This is a genomic window from Microbacterium sp. C5A9 (assembly GCF_022627955.1).
In the GTDB taxonomy this organism is placed as follows: domain Bacteria; phylum Actinomycetota; class Actinomycetes; order Actinomycetales; family Microbacteriaceae; genus Microbacterium.
The window spans coordinates 173,455-190,139 of sequence record NZ_JABXGD010000001.1 but is presented as its reverse complement, the minus strand read 5'-3'; the positions used below and the strand labels follow the sequence as shown (position 1 = coordinate 190,139).

Sequence of the window (16,685 nt, the reverse complement as noted above, 5' to 3'; positions counted from 1 at the left end):
GTCGCCCCGGATTGGTCAACCGGTTAGGCTGGCACGGTGGACTCGACGAGGAATTCCTGGTGGCGTGACGATGAGGCGCTGTGGACCTCCGGCGCCTGGAGCATCGCACGGCGCGGCGACGAGCTGGCGGAGATCCGGCACGACGGGCGGATGCTCGTGCGTGCGGTGCGCGCGGCGGTGCGCGACCACGGCTGGCTGACGGTCCCGGCGAGCGTGGACGCCGTCGAGTCGGCGGCCGACACGCTGATCCTGACCCTGCGACACGAGGGCCTCGGCGCGCGGATCTCGTCACGCCTCACGGTGACCGCCGCGGCGCACCGGCTCACGATCGACTGGGATGCGACGAACCACACCGACCTGGACACGTGTCGCGTGGGCCTGGTCACCCTGCACCCCGCGGCGAGCGCGGGCAGCGGCGTGACGGTGGTGCACCCCGACGACAGCGTCGATGCGACGCGGTTCCCCACCGCGATCAGCCCGCACCAGCCGATCAGGGACATCCGCGAGCTGCGCATCGACGGCGGCACCGGCATCCGCTTCGAGGGCGACGTGTTCGAGATGGAGGATCAGCGCAACTGGACCGACGCCTCGTTCAAGACGTACAGCCGACCGCTGGACCTGCCGTACCCGTACCGCCTGCCTGCCGGCGAGCGCGTGCATCAGACGATCACGATCACGGTCGACGCGGCGGAGCACTCCCCCGACGGGCCTCCTCCGGCCCCGGCGGCGAGCGTGATCGACCTGCACGAGCAGGGTGCGTTCCCGCAGATCGGCGTCGAGGCGTCCACGGCCCCTGCACCCGTCGCACCGTCGCGCCTCGGAGACTTCCGGGTCGTCGAGCTCGATCTCACGACCCCGACCTGGGCGGCGGCACTCGCCCGCGCCGGTGACGACGGCATCCCGCTCGACGTACGGCTGATCACCGACGGCACCGCCGCCCCCCTGCGCGAGGCCGCGCGGGCGATGAGCGGGTACGAGGTCGTCCGCCTCACGGCCTTCGATTCGGTGCTGCACGTGAGCGACGGCCCGACGGTCGCCGCGCTGCGAGCGGCGATCGCCGGCACCGGAGTCGACGCGGCGATCCTCGCGGGTGCGCGCTCGCACTTCACCGAGCTCAACCGCGAGCAGCAGCGCATCCCCCGCGACGTCGACGGGATCGCCGTCACCACCACCCCCCTGTTCCACACCGCGGACACGGAGCAGCTCATCGAGTCGCTGCCGATGCAGCGGCTCATCGCCCGCCAGAGCGTCGACATCGCCGCGGGACCGCCGGTGCACATCGGCCCCGTGGCGCTTCGGCCGCGCTTTAACAACGTCGCGACCAGCCCGGAGCCGCGCCCCACGCGCGCAGACCTCAGCGAGGGGTACGGGGCGCAGTTCACCGGCGCGGACGACGCCAGGCAGCGGGCCGACGGATTGGCGGCCTGGCTGGTCGCGAGCGCTGCCGCACTCGCGGTGCCGGGAGTGGCGACGATCTCATGGTTCGAGACCTCCGGCGCACGAGGCCTCGCGGGCACCCCGGCCGAGCACGCGATGACGGCGCTTCTCGGCCTCGGCGCGCACGACGCCGCGCTGCTCACCGGAGACAGTCCCGACGGTCTGATCTGGGCGATCGGATCGCGATCGGAGGGCGCAGACGTGGTCCTCGCCGCGAACGTCGGTCGGCAGACGCGGCGCTTCTCGGTGCGCGTGCACGGTTCCCGTTCCCGTGACAGCGGCGGTGCGGGTGCGGGCGTCGGTGTCACCACGATCGACGTCGAGCTGGCCGGCGGGGAGTGGACGCTCCTGACCGGCACCGGCGCGGCGGACTAGCTCCGGCCGGGTCCGACCGAGGGCGTGCGCCAGTCGAACTCGGGGGCGAACCCCAGACGCTCCTGGATCTTGCGCACCGAGAACAGCGACTCGTGCGCTCCGAGGTCGTCGGCCACGGGCACTCCGGGGAACCATCGCTCGGCCGCGTCGCGCGAGGGAGCAGCGATGCCGGAGAGCGGATGCGCGACGTGGTAGATCTCGAAACCCGGCTGCGCGTGGCGCAGCGCCAGAGAGACCGCCTGTGCCCCGTCACGGGCGTCGACCCACGACCCGAGCAGATCACGACGGTACCCGGGCTCGGCGGCGCGCTCGAACGTCGCGTACTCATCGGCGGCCACGACGTTGGTGAAGCGCAGCGCGGTGATCGAGGTGCCGTCCGCCCAGTGCACCAGCTGCGCCGACATCGCCTCCTCGACGACCTTGCCCAGCGCATAGGTGGTGAACGCCTGTGCGTGGCTCTCGTCGAGCGGCAGGAAGGGCGGCGGCACCTCGTAGGGGAAGCCGGTGGCGGTGATGCTCGATGCGGTGACGATCGTGCGGATGCCCGCGCGGTGTGCCGCGAGGAGCACGTGGAACGATGCCATGACGTTGTTCTCGAAGGTAGTCACGTCGGGCACGAGTCCGTTGACGGGGATGGCGGCCAGGTGCACCAGCGCGTCGAGACCGGCGTGGCGCGCGGTCACGCCGAGGAGTGCATCCAGCACCTGCCCGTAGTCGCCGAGGTCGACCCGCGTGAACCCCGCTCCCGCCGGACCTGCGAGGTCGAAGCCGACGACCTCGTGGCCCTCGTCGCGCAGTCGCGCCACAGTCGCCCTGCCGAGCTTGCCTTCGCTGCCGGTGACGCCGATGATCATGTGCAGGCTCCTCTGGGTGATGAGTGGGTGCGTGCGGCGTAGCGAGTGGCGCACACGCCTCGCATTGAATATTCTTTCGTTAGCGAATCATCATGAGATCGCGAGAGAGGACGGCGCTGGTGCCTTCGAATACTTACAGCCGACCGCTCGACGGACAAGTGCGACTGATGACCAAGGTCGCCCGGATGTACCACGAGCGCGGCATCCGTCAGGCCGACATCGCCGACGCCCTCAACATCTCGCAGGCCAAGGTCTCGCGGCTGCTCAAGCGCGCCACGACCATGGGTATCGTCCGCACGATCGTCACGGTGGCCCCTGGCGTCTACGCCGAGACCGAGGAGCTCCTCGAACAGCGCTTCGGCCTGGCCGAGGCCGTGGTGGTCGACGTCGACCCCGATGCCGACCGCGACGAGACCCTGGCGGCGATCGGCGCGGGAGCCGCGGCGTACCTCGAGGCGACGCTCTCGGGCACCGACAGGATCGGCGTCTCGTCGTGGAGCCAGACCCTGCTCGCGGTCGTCGACCGCATGCGACCGTTCGCCGCGCGCGGCGCCACCGAGGTGGTGCAGCTGCTCGGAGGCTCCGGCGCACCCGAGGTGCAGGGTCACAGCCACCACCTGCTCGGCGACCTCGCGCGCATCCTCGGCGCCGAGGCCGTGCACGTGCAGGCTCCGGGAATCGTCGCGAACGCCGCGATCAGGGACTCCCTGCTCGAGGATCCCTCGATGCAGGAGATCAGCCGACGCTGGCGCGAGCTCACCATGACCATCATGGGCATCGGCAACATCGAGCCCAGCGACGTGCTCGCCTCCAGCGGCAACGCCTTCGCCGCGAACGAGCGGGCCGAGCTGCTGGCCGACGGCGCCGTCGGTGACATCTGCCACCGCACCTACCGGCTCGACGGCAGCCCCGTGCAGGAGGGCTTCGACGAGCGGGTGATCGCGATCCCCGTCGACGATCTGCGCCGCATCCCCCGCCGCCTGGGCATCGCCGGAGGCGCCCACAAGGTCGACGCCATCCGCGGCGCACTGGCCGGAGGGTGGGTCAACGCCCTCGTGACCGACCTGGGCACGGCACGCTCGCTGCTCGATTCCTGAGCTCGACCCGTCAGCGCGCGGCGAGCGCATCTCGGAGCCGGGTGATCCCGGGTTCGAGGCTCGTCAGCACCGGCACGTCGACGTGCACGGCGGCTGCCGCGCTCGCCATCGACGCCTGTGCGAGCACGACGACGTCGGCCTGCGCCGCCAGTCGCTCGATCGCGGCCGCGACGAGCGCGTCATGGGTCGCGCGGTCACCCGATGCCACGGCGGCGAACGCGCCCTCGACGACCTCGCTGAGGATCTCGGGATCCGCGGCCGCGAGAGCTGCGCGCTCGGCGATCAGCGCCGTCGTCGGGCCCAGCGTGGTCGGCAGCGTCGCGATGACCGCGATGCGCGGACCCGCGGCGACGGCCTGGTCGGCCATCGCCTCGTCGATGCGCAGCACCGGGATGCCGACGGCGGCGCCGAGGTCGGCGGCGAATCCGGAGATCGACGAGCACGTGAGCATGACCGCGTCGGCGCCGGCCGACTGCGCGGCGCGCACGAGATCCTCGAGGCGCTCCCCGACGGAGGCCGCCCGCTCGGCGTCGGCGAGGTCGGCGACGATCCTGTCGTCGAGGTAGTTGACGGTCTGGACCTCGGGGATCAGACGCCCCGCGAGCTCCGCGACCGGCGGGATGACGACGGCGCCGGTGTGCAGGAATGCGATACGGGTCATGACTATCCCTTCACGGAACCGGCGGCCATGCCGGCCATGATCTTCTTGTTGAGGAACACGAACACGATCAACAGTGCCACGATGTTGATGCTGATCGCAGCGAACAGCGGGCCGTACTGCGTCGACCCGTACTCGTCGTTCATGCTCAGGAGTCCGACCTGGATCGTCGCGAGCTCCGGCTTGGACGTGAACGTCAGGGCGATCAGCAGGTCGTTCCAGACGCTGAAGAACTGCACGAGCGAGATCGTGAGGATCGCGTTCTTCATGAGCGGGAGCCCGATCACGAAGAACTGCTTCAGCGGACTGCATCCGTCCATCGTCGCGGCCTCGAAGACCTCGCGCGGCACGGATCGGAAGTACGTCGCCATGAGGAAGGTCGTCAGCGGCAGACCCATCACGGTGTAGGTGATGATCAGCGGCCACAGCGAGTTGGTGAGCCCCAGCTTGAAGTACACGGTGAACAGCGGCACGAGGATCATCTGGCCCGGCACCATGATGCCGGCGAGGATGAGCAGCAGCGTGGTGTGCCGTCCCTTCCAGATCATGACCTCGAGCGCGTACCCGGCGGCGACGCCGAGGAGGACGATCAGGGCGACCGACGGCAGCGTGACCAGGAGGCTGTTGCGATAGTTCGTCGCGACGTTGCCGCGGGTGAACGCCTGGATGTAGTTGTCGATGTTGAACGTCTCGGGCAGCGCCCACGTCGGGTTCGACAGGAACTCCGACTGCGTCTTGAACGATCCGAGGATCATCCACACCTGCGGATACAGCACGATGATCAGCAGCAGCGTGACGACGAACCACACCGGGATCCGTCGGATGGTGCGCAGCAGCTGCCGCCCGGCCTTCGGCGAGGGCGTCTTGCGGGAGAGCGGGCGTGCGCTCACCAGGGTCTGCGTCTCGGTCATCTCAGGCCTCCGCGTTCTTCTTGCTGGACGACCGGAACACCGCGAGTGTGAACACCAGGCAGAGGATGGTCAGGACGAGGGCGATGGTGCTGCCGTAGCCGTACTCGGCGTACTCGAACGCCGTGCGGTACATGTACAGGGTGAGCGGCGCGGTCGAGGTGCCGGGGCCGCCGCCGTTCAGGGCGAGCAGGCTGTCGAACACCTTGAGCGTGGAGTTGAAGCTGAAGATGATCGAGGAGATCAGGATCGGCAGCGACAGCGGGACCACGATGTGCCGCACGAGCTTGAGGCCGTTGGCGCCGTCGATGCGCGCGGATTCGATGACCTCGTCGGGGATGTCGAGCAGGCCCGTGTAGAGCAGCACCGCGTAGAAGCCCATCGAGCTCCACCACGTCATCGCCAGCGCCACGCTCATGGTGCCGACCGTCGACGCCAGGAACTCGACGCTGCCGAGTCCGAGGAAGTTGAGCAGGTCGTTCACCGGGCCCTGGTTGTCGCCGACGGCCACGAAGCTCTTGAAGAGCAGGGCCACGGCGACGGTCGGGAGCACCATCGGGAAGAACACCGCGGTGCGCAGGAACGCGGATCCCTTGCGGAGCACGAACACGTACAGCAGCGCGAGCAGGTAGCCGAAGACGATCTGCCCCGCGGTGGCGAGCACCGCGAAGATGATGCTCACCCAGAGCGACTGGATGCCGGCCGGGTCCTGGAAGAACTTCGCGAAGTTGTCGACGCCGACGAACTCGAAGCCGCGCAGGGTGTTGCCCTCGAAGAACGACAGACCGAGCGACCAGGCGACCGGCACGAGCTTGAGTGCGACGTACAGGATGAGGGCAGGAGCCAGCAGGATGATGATCGTCTTGCGATCACCGAAGACGCGATTCATGGGCGTGCTTTCGTGACGTGTGTCGGCCCGGGCCCGCACGGAGCGGGCCCGGGCCGGGGGGTCAGTGTCCGATGTGGACGAGGGACGTCATCGGTTCTGGTCGATGCTCTGCTGCAGCTGGGACATGTAGTCCTCGGCCGACAGCTGACCCGAGACCAGGAGCGACATGTTGGACTGGGCGAGGCTGGTGGACTTGCCGTCCATCAGCGCCTCAAACCAGAGCACGGTCTCCTCGACCTCGGCGACCTTCTCCTGGATCGCCTGCGTGGTGACGGGGAGGTCGGCGACCTCTTCGTTGACCTTGAAGCCCGAGATGACACCGGCGTCCGACAGCGCCTGCGCGCCGTAGTTCTCGGCGATGCACGACAGCCAGTCACCCACCTTCGGACCGAAGGTCTTGGGGTTCATGGCGAAGGCGGTGCCGGCGTTGGCCGGCCACTGGTCGATCGAGCCCTTGCCGCCCTCGACGGCCGGGAACGGCATGAACCCGACGTTGTCGATGCCGATCTGGTTCTCGTCCTCGTTGTTGATGTTGCTGAGGAGCCAGGTGCCGTCGTACTTCATCGCGGCCTTGCCGGAGAGGAAGTCGTTGGTGGCCGCGGCCGGATCCTTCGAGATGAAGCCGTCGCCGAAGTAGCCGGCCGCCGCGAGGTCGGCGACAGCCTGCGCCGCCTCGACGTAGTCGGGGTCGGTGAGCTTGGCCTCGTCGTCGCGGATGGCGGTCATCGCGTCGGGGCCGGCGAGACGATAGGCGTACATGCCGATGAGGCGCGTGACGGGCCAGGCCGCGGCACCGGCCTCGGCCATCGGTGTGTAGCCGGCGGCGAGGAGGGTGTCGTTGGCGTCGAGCAGCTCGTCCCAGGTCTGCGGCTCGTCGATGTCGAGCTCGGCGAAGATCTCCTTGTTGTAGAAGATGCCCTCGAGGTTGTACTGGTACGGCAGCGAGACCATCTGCCCGTAGACGTTCTCGATGGTCGAGGACGCGGCGGGGAGGATCTGGTCCCAGACGCCGAGGTCGTCGAGCGCCTTCTTGTAGTCGAGCACGAGGTCGGCGGCGCCGAGATCCCCGTCGGGGCGGACCATGGCGGTGCCGGCGATGAAGTGGGCGGGCAGCGAGTCCTGGCTGGCGAGCAGCGTGACCTTCTGCACGACGTCGGCCTGCGCGACGGTCTGGTGCTCGAGCGGCAGGGCCTCGTTCTCGGCCTTGCACGCGCCCTCGGCGAGGGCGTCGAGCTCGGTCGCGAGGGTGGTGTTCTCGTTCGCGCTGAGGACGGTGAAGCTGTCGGGATCGGTGCCCGTCGCACCGCTGCCGGCGCTGCCGTCGCCGCCCTCGGCGGCACCGGTCGAGCACGCCGCGAGCGATGCGATCGTGAGCAGTGCGAATCCCGACGCGAGAAGCGCACGGGGAGTGCGGCGAGAGTTCATTGAGGCGTCCTCCTTGACGTCGATGGTGCTGTGTGTCGGTGTGAGTGAAACGTTACGGATTTTGTCGGTGCGTGTCAACACTCAGTACTGAAAGAATATTCACTTGGGCTCGAAAACGTGCCATACTGCCATTCGAACGACCGCTCGACTCGACACAGGGACCGCTCAATGACGACCTCTTCCCCCCACGCTCCGCTCCGCCCGCTGCACGCCGCAGAGGCGCGCTGGTCGAGCGGCTTCTGGGGATCCGTGCAGGACCGCACCTTCACCTCGACAGTGCCGGGCATCTGGCAGTCGCTGAGCGACGGCGACGTCAGCCCCGGCCTGCGCAACTTCCGCATCGCGGCGGGCCTCGACGCCGGCACGCACGACGGACCGCCCTTCATGGACGGCGACTTCTACAAGTGGCTCGAGGCGGCGATCGCACAGCTCGAGGTCGCACCCGACGCCGCGCTCGCGGCGCAGATCGAGGAGCTCGCGCAGCTGATCGCCTCGGTGCAGCGGGAGGACGGCTACCTGCACACGCCGGTGCTCATCCAGAGCCGCCAGGCCGAGCAGGCCGTCGCGCTCGCCGACCGGTTCCACTTCGAGACATACAACCTCGGTCATCTGATCACGATGGGCGTGCGGCACTTCGAGGTCACGGGCAGCACCACGCTGCTCGACGTCGCCCGCCGCGCGGCGTCGTTCCTCGAGGATCTGGCCGTCAACAAGCCGGTCGAGCTCGCCCGCAGCGCGATCTGCCCCTCGCACTACATGGCCGTCATCGAGCTGTACCGGGCGACGGACGACCCGCAGTACCTCGACCTCGCCGAGGCGTTCCTGCGGGTCCGCGACGACTTCGACGGCGGCGACGACAATCAGGATCGCCTGCCGGTGCGCGAGCAGAAGGTCGCGGCAGGGCACGCCGTGCGCGCCAACTATCTGTATGCGGGGCTCGCCGATCTGATCGCCGAGAACGGCGACCGGGAGCTGCTCGAGGTGCTCGAGGGCATCTGGAACGACGTCGTCGACACCAAGCTCTACATCACCGGTGGCTGCGGCGCCCTGTACGACGGCGCCTCGCCCGACGCCTCCCCCTGGCAGCAGGACATCAGTCGCGTGCACCAGGCATACGGACGCGCGTTCCAGCTGCCCAACACGACCGCCCACAACGAGTCGTGCGCGAACATCGGCATGATCCTGTGGAGCGAACGGATGCTGGCGCTCACGGGCGATGCCCGCTACGCCGACGTGATCGAGCAGATCGCCTACAACAGCCTGCTCTCGAGCATCAGCCTCGACGGATCGGAGTACTTCTACACGAATCCGCTCCGGCAGGTCCGCGATCTGCCGTTCCCGCTGCGTCGCCCCGGCGACACGGCGATCCACCCCGTGCCGAGTCCGCCTCCCTCCGACGAGCGACTCCGCGAGCGCTACCTCAGCTGCTTCTGCTGCCCTCCGAACATCGCCCGCACCCTCGCGCGCTTCCACGAGCGGGCGGCCTCGCTCTCGTCCGACGGGCTCTTCGTGCACCAGTACGGCGGCAGCTCGCTCGATCTCGCCGGCGGTGTGCTGAGCCTGCGGGAGGACAGCGACTACCCCTGGAGCGAGCAGATCGCGTTCACGGTCACGGCGGCCACCGAGGGCGGAGTGCCCGTGCACCTGCGCATCCCCGGCTGGTCGTCGGGCGCGACGCTCACGGTGAACGGCCGCGCCGAACCCGCACCGACGCCCGGCACCTACGCGCGTCTCGACCGCACGTGGGCCGAGGGCGACGTCATCGTGCTCACCCTGCCCATGCCGGTGCGCGTGCTGCGGGGACACCGCCTGGCCGAGGAGATCACGAACCAGGTCGCGGTGCAGCGCGGTCCTGTCGTCTACGCGCTCGAGAGCACCGATCTGCCCGACGGCGTCGTGCTCGAGCAGGCCGCCGTGCGCCGCGGCGCCTCCTTCGAGACGGGTCGACGCGAGATCGCCGGCTCCCCCGTGACCGTGCTCACCACGCAGCTCGCCGTGATCCCGGATGCCGATGAGGACGCCCTCTACACCGACCTCGACGACGCGGAGCTGCTGACCGTGCCGGTCACTCTCATCCCCTACTTCGCCTGGGGCAACCGCGGCCCCTCCGAGATGTCGGTGTGGCTGCCGGTGGTCTGGTGATGGCGATGAGCGCAGAGCACGTGATCGCGACCTACGTCATCGAGACCTCGCTGCCCCTGGCCCACGCCGCGGAGGTGCTCGCCGGAGAGCAGTCGACGGGCACGTTCGTCCGCGTCGAGCGGGAGTCCGACGAGGTGCGCGCGCGCTTCGCCGCACAGGTCGAGAGCCTCACCGAGATCCCCCTCACCGGCGCATCGCCGCTGCCCGGAGCCGTCGGCGACCCCGCACTCCGCCGCCGCGCCGTGCTGCGCCTGCGCTTCCCCCTCGACAACTTCGGCCCGTCGCTGCCGAATCTGATGGCGGCCGTCGCCGGCAACCTCTTCGAGATCAAGGAACTGGCGGCCATCAAGCTGATCGACCTCGACCTGCCGCCCGCCTTCGCCGTGCGCTACCCCGGGCCGAAGTTCGGCATCGACGGCACCCGACGCCTGATGTCGCGCCCCGCCGGGGCGATGATCGGCACCATCGTGAAGCCCAGCATCGGCCTCACGCCCGAGCAGCTGGGCGATCTGGTCGGTGAGCTCGCCGCCGCGGGGGTCGACTTCATCAAGGACGACGAGCTGCAGGGCAACGGCCCCGCGGCTCCCCTCGAGGCGCGCGTGAAGGCCGTGATGCCGGTGCTCCTGCGGCATGCCGACCGCACCGGCGTGATGCCGATGTACGCGTTCAACATCACCGACGACATCGGTCGGCTCGAGGCCAACCACGATCTGGTGGTGTCGGCCGGAGGCACCTGCGTCATGGCCTGCGTGAACCTGGTGGGATTCGCGGGGCTGGAGTTCCTGCACCGTCACGCCGAGGTGCCGATCCACGGCCATCGCACCATGCTCGGGGGCATCATGCGCTCGGAGCAGGTGGGGATAGGGTTCCGTGCATGGCAGAAGATCGCGCGGCTCTCGGGGGCCGACCACCTGCACACCAACGGCATCAGCAACAAGTTCTACGAGACCGACGCTGAGGTGCTCGACTCGATCGCCGCCGTGCGGCAGCCGCTCCTGGGCATCACGCCGACCGTCCCCGTGCTCTCCAGCGGACAGTGGGGCGGGCTGGCGCACGCCACCTACTCGGCCGTCGGCACGAGCGATGTTCTCGTGCTCGCGGGCGGTGGCATCCACGGTCACCCCGACGGCGCCGCGGCCGGGGTGTCGAGCATGCGCGAGGCATGGGCGTCGGCAGAGCGGGGCGAGACGATCGACGACGCGCTCCGCGCCTCGGTCGAACTGCGACGGGCGGTCGAGCGCTTCGGTCCGGCCCGTGTCTGAGCCCACGGTGCCCCTCGCCGCGACGACGATGCGCGTCGGGTACTACGGCGACGATTTCACCGGCAGCGTCGACGTGCTGCTGCAGTTCGCCCGGCACGGATGGTCGGGACGCCTGTTCGTCGGCGTGCCGGATGCCGAGCGGCTTCGCGAGGCGGCCTCCGCTCACGACGTGGTGGGCATCGCGGGGATCGCACGGTCGCTGCCCACCGCGCGCATCGAGGCGGAGGTGCGCCCCGCACTCGAGGCCCTGCGCGCCCTCGGACCCCGGATCGTGCAGTACAAGGCGTGCTCGACGGCCGACTCGTCTCCGTCGATCGGCAGCATCGGCCGCGTCGTCGAGCTGGGGCGCGAGATCATCGGCGAGCGTCCTGTGCCGATGCTGTTCGCCCAGCCGGACTTCGGACGCTACACCGTGTTCGGCACGCACTTCGCCGCCGAGAACGGGGTGATCCACCGCCTCGATCGCCAGCCGACGATGTCGACGCACCCCTCGACCCCGATGCACGAAGCCGATCTGGCTCGGCACATCGGCGCCCAGACATCGCTGCCGATCGGCGGCATCCCGCGCACCGCGTATGCCGGCCTCGGCGAATCGCTGCGCCGGTCGCCGCAGGCGGCGGTCGTGCTGGACGCGCTCGACAACGCCGATGCCGCGATCGTCGGCCGAGCGGTGCTCGACGCCCCGGCCCCCGTGTTCGCGATCGGCTCGGGCGGCCTGAGCTGGGGCATCGGCGCGGCCGACCCCGGCGACGCGGTCGCCCTCCCCACCTCGACGCCGTCCCGCGGCCCGGTGCTCGCCGTCTCGGGCAGCCGCTCGGCGCAGACGAGACGCCAGCTCGAACATGCGAAGGCCGCGGGCTGGCTCGTCGCCCCGCTCTCGTTCACGGATCAGGCCGCGCAGATCGCTCTCGTGCGCGCTGCCCTGGAGACCGGCCGCAGCGTCGCGCTGACCTCTGACGACGCCCCCGCCGCATCCGACACGCTCGAACGCATCGCGACGATCGCCGCCGATGCGATCCGCGGCGCGGCCGACCTCGCGCGCCGCATCATCGTGGCGGGAGGCGACACCTCCGGGCGCGTCACCCGGCTGCTGGGCGTGACGTCGCTCGAGATCGCGGCGAACCCGATCGGCAACGTGGTCCTGCTGCGCGCCGCCTCGGACGACCCCGACATCGACGGCCTCGAGCTGCTCCTCAAGGGCGGTCAGGTCGGCGCCGAGACGCTGTTCGACGACATCCGCTCCCTCGGATCCTGACGGCCGGGCGGATCCTGACGGCCGGGGGACGCTCATCCGATCGACCGCACCCTCCCGCGGGTGCGCCTGCGGCGCGCGGGAGGGCACGATCGAATCAGCCGACGGAGAGGCGCATCAGCCGACGGAGAGGCGCAGGCGCCAGCTCGTCCGCTCACGGGGGATCCGGTACCGCTCGGGCGTCGCGGGCCCGACGGATGCGGAGCCGAGGCCCAGCTGCCCGTGGTCGAGGTTGAGCCAGACCCGCCCGGAGTCGACCAGCTCGTACGGACGCGTCGCCGCCTGCAGGTCCTTCGAGGTCCACCGGCGGGCGGTGAAGTCGAACACGCTCCTGCCGTCGACACGCAGGGTCGGCAGCTCGGCGCCCGAGAGCAGCAGCAGGCTCGTGTCGATGTGGTTGCCGTTCTCCTGGGGCACCGGATAGTGCACCTGCAGGTCGTCGATCGCCGCTCGGTACCGGCCCAGCGGCGCGGCCTCGAAGGAGTCCACGTACGACTCGCCGGGACCGCGGCCCTGCCACTCGACATCGGCGTAGCCGCCCGGCAGAGAGAGCAGCAGCCCGAGTCGCGGCACCCAGATGTCGCGATGCATGTACGGGGTGTCGGCCCAGGGGCCGACGAAGTCCGCCGAGACGGACAGCTCGAGACCGTCGCCCTGCTGCTGCCACAGCATCGTCCAGACGACCCCGTGCGGATGCGTCGACGGTGCCGTCCGCCCCGTGACCTCGAGCCAGCCGTCGCCCGTGCGCACCCGATCGGTGCGATGCTCCAGACGGTCCATCCCGGTCTGATGCCACACCTTGGCGATGTTGTTGGTCTCACCCTGACCGCGGTCGTTCTCGGTCGGCGCGCGGTGCAGGTCGATCCAGGGGCCGTCGACCTCCACTCCTCCGAGGGAGAGCAGGCGCCCGGTCGCGCCGTCGAACTCCGCGGCACCCAGCCGCACGGCACCCGCGTGCACGGCGTCGGGACCCTCGGTGTCCGACGCCGGCGCCGCACCTCCGGTCGGACGCGCGAGCACGGGCACCGGCAGGGGGGACGCCTGCCGCTGCCCCCACGACACGACGTGTCCGGCGTCTGCCCAGTCCGTGTCGTCGCGGAGCACAGCGCTCACGGTCACGAGGCCGTCACCGGCGGGGGCGGGCACGGTCGCCGATCCTCCCGCGGCGATCGGCGGCAGATCGAGCTCCCCCGCGTCGACCGTCGTCGCCCCCTGCTCGATGCGCCAGAGGAGGCGCAGGTCGGCCGTGGAGGTCGTGTGGCGGTCGTTGTGGATCACGATCGACGCGGCGTCGACCTCGATGCGCAGCGGCGCATAGGCCTTCGACAGCTCGACGAGACCCGATGTCGGGGTGCGGTCCGACGTGACCAGGCCGTGCAGCGAGAAGCGCCCGCCGTTCGGCTCGTAGTCGACGTCCTCTCCGTGCATGATGTAGCGGATGCCGTCGGGCGTCGTCGTCGCGAAGCCGTGGTCGATCCACTCCCAGACGAACCCTCCGCAGATCCGGTCGTGCTCGCGCATGATCCGCCAGTAGTCCGACAGCGACCCCGGGCCGTTGCCCATCGCGTGGGCGTACTCCACGAGCAGGAACGGCAGCCCGCGGCGGCGCTCGTCGACGGGATCGACGGCCACATCGGCATCCGCATCCTTCTCCCCGAACACCATGCCGTGCATGCTGAGCCGCCCGCCCCGCGGCTCCTCGCGTCGCCCGATCTGGTCGAGGAGCTCGAGAGAGGGGTACATGAGCGAGTAGAAGTCGGAGTCCTGATAGGTGGGGTCGCGCTCGTAGAGCACGGGCCGCGACGGGTCCCGCTCGCCGAGCCAGCGGCGCATCGCGGCGAACCCCTCGCCCGTCATGCTCTCGTTGGCGAGCGACCAGATCACGATGCTCGGATGGTTCTTGTCGCGCTCGACGCTGCGCTGCATGCGATCGAGCACCGCATCCTGCCATTCCGGCAGGGCCGGCGGATTGTGCTCCCACCCCTCATAGATGAACCCGTGCGTCTCGAGGTCGTTCTCGAGCACCACCCACAGACCCAGCTCGTCGCACAGGCGCAGGAAATCGGGGTGCGGCGGGTAATGGCTGGTGCGGACGGCGTCGATGTTGGCGCGCTTCATCAGCACGATGTCCTCGCGCATGGTCTGCGCGTCGAGCGTGCGCCCGCGGTGCGGATCGTGCTCGTGCCGATTGACCCCGCGGAACGTGACGGGTCGCCCGTTGACCGTGAAGACCCCGTCGACGATCTCGACGTGGCGGAAGCCCACGGCGAGTTCGACCGTCTCCCCCGCCGAGCGCAGCGTGCCGCGGTACAGCGTCGGCGATTCGGCGCTCCACGGCTCGACCGGCACCTGCGCGGTCGCGCCCGCCGGGATCGAGATGCCGAGCGCGGGGATGTCGACGACGGCGTCGACGCTCGCCTCGACGCGCAGCGTGCCGAGGCCCGTGCGGTGGTCGTAGTCGGCGTGCACGAAGTGGTCGTCGATCGCGCCGGACGGGCGGGCGAGCAGCTCGACATCGCGGAAGATGCCCGGCAGCCACCACATGTCCTGATCCTCGAGGTAGGTGCCCGCCGACCAGCGGTGCACGCGCACGGCGAGCACGTTACGACCGCGCCGCAGCGCGACGTCGAACTCGAACGGCAGGCGGCTGCCCGTCGACCATCCCAGCTCTTCGCCGTTCAGCCACACCTTCGCGCACGAATCGACGCCCTGGAAGCGCAGCACGGCGTTCTCGAGCTCATCCGGCGCATCGAAGACGAGTCGGTAGTCGCCGGTCGGGTTCGCCTCGGACACGCGGGGGGCATCGAGCGGGATCGGATAGGCGGTGTTCGTGTACAGCGGCCCTTCGGCGGTGCCCAGCATGCGTCGCCGCTCGCCGCCCGCGAGGGGCGTGAACTCCTCGAGCACCCAGTGCGAGGGCACGGCCATGGGGTCCCAGGCGCTGTCGTCGAAGTCGTCCGCGAGGAACGCCTGGCCGGTGCCGGCCGCCGTGGGGCTGAGGCGGAACCTCCAGGTGCCGTTGAGGCTGAGGCGGGCCGCGTCCGTGATCGCATCGGCGCGGGGACGCCGCCGTCCGGCACCCGGTGCGGTGCTCTCCCAGTATCGGTCGGTCATCACAGGGTTCCCTCCTCGGGCTCGTCGAGGGAGGAGAGTGCGGGGGAGGATTCCGGCGTGGCGGACGTCTCCTGCGTGAGGGAAGACACGATGTGAATATCCATTCGTCTATGAATTCGATACCAACTATAGCGTTAGTGTCGACGGTGCGTCGGAATCGGCGCACGCGCGCATCGACGATCGGAGAACCCATGACCGCACTCCGCGTGTTCGTCCCGACCCCGCTCCCCGACGACCTCTGCGCGCTGATCGCAGAGCTCGAGCCGCGGATCGAGCTGATCCGCGACCCCGGTCTGCTGCCGCCGCAGCTCTATCAGGGCGACCACCTCGGCGACCCCGCGTTCCGTCGGTCGGCCGCGCAGCAGCTGCGCTTCGAGCAGCTGCTCGATCAGGCCGAAGCGCTCTACGGGGTCCCCGATCAGTCCCCCACCCAGCTGCACCGCACGGCGGCGGCCAACCCGTCGCTGCGCTGGGTGCACACGACTCCGGCCGGCGGCGGCGCGCAGGTCAAGGACGCCGCCCTCACCGACGAGCAGCTCGCCCGCATCGCCTTCACGACCTCGGGCGGTGTGCACGGAGGTCCGCTGGCGGAGTTCGCGGTGCTGGGTGTGCTCGCCGGTGCCCAGAACCTCGCGCGCCTGCTCACCGACCAGCATCGACGCGAGTGGGGCGCACGCCGCCCGGTGCCGCAGGTCGACGGGAGCCACGTGGTCGTCGTCGGGCTGGGCGGCATCGGCCGCACCGTCGCCCGCAAGCTGCACGCGCTCGGGGCGCGGGTCACCGGCATCCATCGGCGGACCGTCGACGCCCCCGGGGTGGCCGAGATCCGCCCTCCGTCCGAGCTCGGCGACGCCCTCTCGACCGCGGATGCCGTGGTGCTCGCGCTGCCCGGCACCGACGCGACGCGCGACATGCTGTCGGGCGCCGTTCTCGCGCAGGCGAAGCCGGGCATCACCGTCGTGAACGTGGGGCGAGGATCGACGGTCGACGAGCCCGCGCTCATCGATGCGCTCGCGAGCGGCCTGGTGGGGTTCGCCGCCCTCGACGTGTTCGCCGTTGAGCCGCTGCCCGAGACGAGCCCCCTGTGGTCGATGCCGAACGTGCTCGTCAGCCCGCACAACGCCGGGACCGACATCGACGAGGAGCGCCGCATCGCCGAGCTGTTCGCCGCCAACGCGACGCGGCTCATCGACGGCGAACCGCTGATGAACCGCGTCGACACGGTGGAGTTCTACTGAGTCCCGTTCTGCGGAGCCCCGTTCTGCGGAGATC

The 16,685-nt window shown here is 70.1% G+C and carries 12 protein-coding genes; 6 read left to right on the top strand and 6 right to left on the bottom strand.

Going from position 1 to position 16,685, the window contains the following annotated elements; translation table 11 throughout:
• Positions 1–36: 36 nt before the first annotated feature.
• Positions 37–1,812, top strand: coding sequence for a hypothetical protein (locus HWD99_RS00785; RefSeq protein ID WP_241794330.1), 1,776 nt, complete (start codon positions 37–39; stop codon positions 1,810–1,812).
• Here HWD99_RS00785 and HWD99_RS00780 read toward each other — a convergent pair.
• On the bottom strand, positions 1,809–2,666 hold the full coding sequence (locus HWD99_RS00780; RefSeq protein WP_241794328.1) for an NAD(P)-dependent oxidoreductase: 858 nt from the start codon (positions 2,664–2,666) through the stop codon (positions 1,809–1,811). The genes HWD99_RS00785 and HWD99_RS00780 overlap by 4 nt on opposite strands.
• 167 nt (positions 2,667–2,833) lie before the next feature.
• Between HWD99_RS00780 and HWD99_RS00775 the strand changes: the two genes are divergently transcribed.
• Positions 2,834–3,763, top strand: coding sequence for a sugar-binding transcriptional regulator (locus tag HWD99_RS00775; RefSeq protein ID WP_241794327.1), 930 nt, complete (start codon positions 2,834–2,836; stop codon positions 3,761–3,763).
• Positions 3,764–3,773: 10 nt separating this feature from the next.
• Here HWD99_RS00775 and HWD99_RS00770 read toward each other — a convergent pair whose 3' ends face one another.
• The 4 genes from HWD99_RS00770 to HWD99_RS00755 all read right to left on the bottom strand — a co-directional run bounded on the left by HWD99_RS00770 (position 3,774) and on the right by HWD99_RS00755 (position 7,643).
• Positions 3,774–4,424: an aspartate/glutamate racemase family protein gene (locus HWD99_RS00770; protein ID WP_241794325.1), complete on the bottom strand. Its 651-nt coding sequence runs from the start codon at positions 4,422–4,424 to the stop codon at positions 3,774–3,776.
• A 2-nt stretch (positions 4,425–4,426) separates the two neighbouring features.
• The gene (locus HWD99_RS00765) at positions 4,427–5,332 is read right to left on the bottom strand and encodes a carbohydrate ABC transporter permease (protein ID WP_241794323.1); all 906 of its coding nucleotides are present in this window, start codon (positions 5,330–5,332) and stop codon (positions 4,427–4,429) included.
• A 1-nt stretch (position 5,333) separates the two neighbouring features.
• On the bottom strand, positions 5,334–6,218 hold the full coding sequence (locus tag HWD99_RS00760) for a carbohydrate ABC transporter permease (protein WP_241794322.1): 885 nt from the start codon (positions 6,216–6,218) through the stop codon (positions 5,334–5,336).
• Positions 6,219–6,305: 87 nt separating this feature from the next.
• Entirely contained in the window at positions 6,306–7,643 is a 1,338-nt protein-coding gene (locus HWD99_RS00755) for an ABC transporter substrate-binding protein (RefSeq protein WP_241794320.1), read from the bottom strand.
• Positions 7,644–7,811: 168 nt separating this feature from the next.
• Here HWD99_RS00755 and HWD99_RS00750 point away from each other — a divergent pair, with 168 nt between their 5' ends.
• From HWD99_RS00750 to HWD99_RS00740, 3 genes are read left to right on the top strand one after another with little or no spacing between them, the layout of a single operon-like run.
• A complete protein-coding gene (locus tag HWD99_RS00750) occupies positions 7,812–9,785 on the top strand; it encodes a glycoside hydrolase family 127 protein (RefSeq protein WP_241794318.1) in 1,974 nt (657 codons plus the stop codon).
• 5 nt (positions 9,786–9,790) lie between these two features.
• Positions 9,791–11,047, top strand: coding sequence for a RuBisCO large subunit C-terminal-like domain-containing protein (locus HWD99_RS00745; protein WP_241794317.1), 1,257 nt, complete (start codon positions 9,791–9,793; stop codon positions 11,045–11,047).
• The gene (locus HWD99_RS00740) at positions 11,040–12,302 is read left to right on the top strand and encodes a four-carbon acid sugar kinase family protein (protein WP_241794316.1); all 1,263 of its coding nucleotides are present in this window, start codon (positions 11,040–11,042) and stop codon (positions 12,300–12,302) included. Before HWD99_RS00745 ends, HWD99_RS00740 begins: the two co-directional genes overlap by 8 nt.
• 114 nt (positions 12,303–12,416) lie before the next feature.
• Here HWD99_RS00740 and HWD99_RS00735 read toward each other — a convergent pair whose 3' ends face one another.
• On the bottom strand, positions 12,417–15,413 hold the full coding sequence (locus HWD99_RS00735; RefSeq protein WP_241794315.1) for a glycoside hydrolase family 2 TIM barrel-domain containing protein: 2,997 nt from the start codon (positions 15,411–15,413) through the stop codon (positions 12,417–12,419).
• Positions 15,414–15,604: 191 nt separating this feature from the next.
• Between HWD99_RS00735 and HWD99_RS00730 the strand changes: the two genes are divergently transcribed.
• Positions 15,605–16,651, top strand: a complete 1,047-nt coding sequence (locus HWD99_RS00730) for a D-2-hydroxyacid dehydrogenase (protein ID WP_241794314.1) — start codon at positions 15,605–15,607, stop codon at positions 16,649–16,651.
• Positions 16,652–16,685: the final 34 nt, after the last annotated feature.